The organism is Streptomyces sp. NPDC056486 (assembly GCF_042795295.1).
GTDB lineage: Bacteria > Actinomycetota > Actinomycetes > Streptomycetales > Streptomycetaceae > Streptomyces.
Genome location: NZ_JBHTSF010000317.1, coordinates 1 through 2706, shown reverse-complemented (window position 1 = coordinate 2706; position 2706 = coordinate 1). Strand labels below are relative to the sequence as shown.

The following is a 2706-nucleotide window of genomic DNA, read 5'->3' as shown; positions in this document are numbered from 1 at the left end:
GCCAAAGGCGGCCACGCCACCCCCGTCCCCACGGTGCGGCGCGGCTCAGGCAGATCGGGGCCCGTCATCCATGGGACCCCGGTCCACGATCAGGTGGGTCTGGTCAGACCCAGTGCGGGCAGCACGCACGCCTCCACGAAGGCGGAGAGGTACTCCTCGTCCGCGTGCTTGCCCTCGAGGACCGGGCGGGCCCGGACCACGCCCATGAGCTGGGCCGTGATGAACCGCGTGGCCGGATGGTCCGCGGCGATCTCTCCCCGGGCCACCCCGCGCTCGACCAGATCGTCGAGCGCCCGGGTCTCCGGCTCCACAAGCGCTTCGCGCAGCGCGCTGCGCAGATCCTCGTCCTGCAGGATCGCGTGGCTGAGCGCCTGCACCAGCAGACTGTCCTGGGTCGACCACTCCCCCGCCGCCCGCGCCGCCTCGCGCAGATCACCGGCGAGCGTGCCGGTGTCGATGCCCGCGAAACGCACGCATCGGTTGGCGCGCAGCGCGGCGGCCACGAACTGGGGCTTCGTCTTCCACTGGCGGTAGAGCGTGGACTTGCTGCACCGGGTGGTCGCGGCCACGCCCTCCATGGTCACGGCGTCGTACCCGCACTCTCGGAGCTGGCCGAGGACGGCGTCGTAGAACTCCTGCTCACGCTCGGGCGTGATCTTGGAGCGGCGCGAGGAACCCACGGGATCCGCTGTCGCTGCGTCTACTGCCTGGTCCGGCGACGTCATGACTCTTCTCCTCGGTGCGGCGGCTTCGACCGACGCTATCGATACGCCAGTGTACCGGTACGCCTCCGTATCGGTACACTGGCGTATCGGTACACTGTCGTATCGATGAGCAGGACGCTCCCCGACCGAGCGGGGCGCCTCCTCACTCACTACCCGCACCACCCAGTCATCACGTAAAGGGGCCGGGGGATGAAATCCCGAACCGAGCCTGCCGAAAGGGAACCGGACATAGCCGTCCGGGAGCCGGACACATCTGCCCGACCGCCCCTCGTCCGCGAGCTCCTCCTCGTCGTAGGACTCTTTCTCGTCTACAAATTCGGCAGGCTGCTGGCCAACGGCCACACCGGTGAGGCCTTCCGCAACGCACATCGCGTGTGGGACGCCGAACGCACCCTGCGCCTGCCGGGCGAGGGCGCCGTACAGGACGCGCTGCTCGGCAGCGACACCCTGGTGCACGTCGCGAACACCTACTACGCGACGGTGCACTTCCCGGCCACCGCGCTGTTCCTGGTCTGGCTCTACCTGCGGCGCCCCCGGCACTACGTATGGAGCAGGCGGGTGCTCGCCGCGCTGACCGCGGCGGCCCTCGTGCTGCACCTGACCTTCCCGCTGGCGCCGCCGCGGATGCTGGAGGCGACGGGGCTCGTGGACACCGGGCAGGTGTACGGCCCGACCGTCTACGGCTCCGCCCCGCAGGCGGACTCGATGGCGAACCAGTTCGCCGCGATGCCGTCCCTGCACTTCGGGTGGGCGCTGATGCTCGCCGTCGGACTCATCGCCGCGACCTCGTCGCGGTGGCGGTGGCTGTGGCTGCTGCATCCGCTGATCACGCTTCTCGTGGTCGTCGGGACCGCCAATCACTACTGGCTCGACGCCATCGCGGTGTCCGCGCTGCTCGGCATCGCGCTCGCCGTGATCAAGCTGCCGGATCCCGCGCGCTCGCTCGTGGTGCGACGCCGCGCGCCCGTGCGTGAACTGGCCGCCCCGGGGGTCCGCCGGTGAACGCCACACTTCTCGCCGTCGCGCTCTCGCTCGTGTCGGCCGCCGCGTACGCCTCCGCGGCCGTCGCCCAGGAGCGCCTCGCCGCCGGCATCCCGGGCACCGGCAACGGCTTCCTGCGGCTGCTCGGCAGCGGGGCCTGGTGGTCGTCCGTCGGGCTCAACGCGTGCGCGGCGCTGCTGCACGTGGCGGCCCTGAAGTACGGCCCGCTCACCCTGGTCCAGCCGCTCGGCGCGCTCACCCTCGTCGCCGCCGTACCGCTGGGCGCACGCCTTGCCGGGCGGCGGGTCACACCGCTGGAGTGGCGTGGCACCGGGCTCACGCTCATCGGCCTCAGCGCCCTGCTCCTCACCGCGACCGGACCCGCGCCCGACGACACGCTGACCCTGCCGGAGGCGCTGGCCGTCGCGGGCCTCACGGTGACCGTGATCGGCGTCCTCTCCCGTCCGGGTACGCGGCCGGGGCTGCGTCACGCGACGGCTTCCGGGTTCGCATCGGGCGTCGCGTCGGCGCTCACCCAGACCGTGACGGTCGCCGCGACGGACCGCTCGGGCCCGCTGCTCGGCCCACAGGTGATCATCGTGGCGCTGCTCGTCGCCGCGTTCGCCGTGGGCGGCCTCTTCCTGTCCCAGACCGCGTATCGCGGGGGCCTCGGGGCGCCGCTCGCCGTCGTCACCCTGGCCAACCCGGTGGCCGCCGCCGGCATCGGTCTCGCGCTGCTCGGGGAGCGGCTGCAGGGAGGCCTGGCCGGTCTCTTCCTGGCGGCCGGGGGTGCGGCGGTCGCGGCGTACGGAGTGGTCGTGCTGACACGGTCGCCACGGGATGCCGTTTCCATGCCGGTCTCCGCGTCCGCCGCGACACCCGACTCCGCGCCCGACTATCCGCCGACCGTCCCCGGGCAGACCGAGCCCGCCGCCTCGCTCCACCTCTCGCGCCACTAGGGCTGCCGCAACGGCATCGGCCGCGCCCCTGAACCCAGGAG

The 2706-nt window shown here is 72.4% G+C and carries 3 protein-coding genes; 2 read left to right on the top strand and 1 reads right to left on the bottom strand.

The features are described 5' to 3' along the window. Window positions 1-89: 89 nt before the first annotated feature. The gene (locus ACFQ7F_RS45695; RefSeq protein WP_383285681.1) at window positions 90-725 is read right to left on the bottom strand and encodes a TetR/AcrR family transcriptional regulator C-terminal ligand-binding domain-containing protein; all 636 of its coding nucleotides are present in this window, start codon (window positions 723-725) and stop codon (window positions 90-92) included. A gap of 189 nt (window positions 726-914) precedes the next feature. On the opposite strand from ACFQ7F_RS45695, the gene ACFQ7F_RS45690 reads away from it, so the two are divergent. Together ACFQ7F_RS45690 and ACFQ7F_RS45685 are read left to right on the top strand one after the other, a co-directional pair. Next, window positions 915-1727 (top strand): phosphatase PAP2 family protein, encoded by an 813-nt coding sequence (locus ACFQ7F_RS45690; protein WP_383285678.1) that lies wholly within the window; start codon window positions 915-917, stop codon window positions 1725-1727. Continuing rightward, a complete protein-coding gene (locus ACFQ7F_RS45685) occupies window positions 1724-2665 on the top strand; it encodes a hypothetical protein (RefSeq protein WP_383285675.1) in 942 nt (313 codons plus the stop codon). The genes ACFQ7F_RS45690 and ACFQ7F_RS45685 overlap by 4 nt, the downstream gene beginning before the upstream one ends. The last annotated feature ends 41 nt before the right edge of the window (window positions 2666-2706 follow it).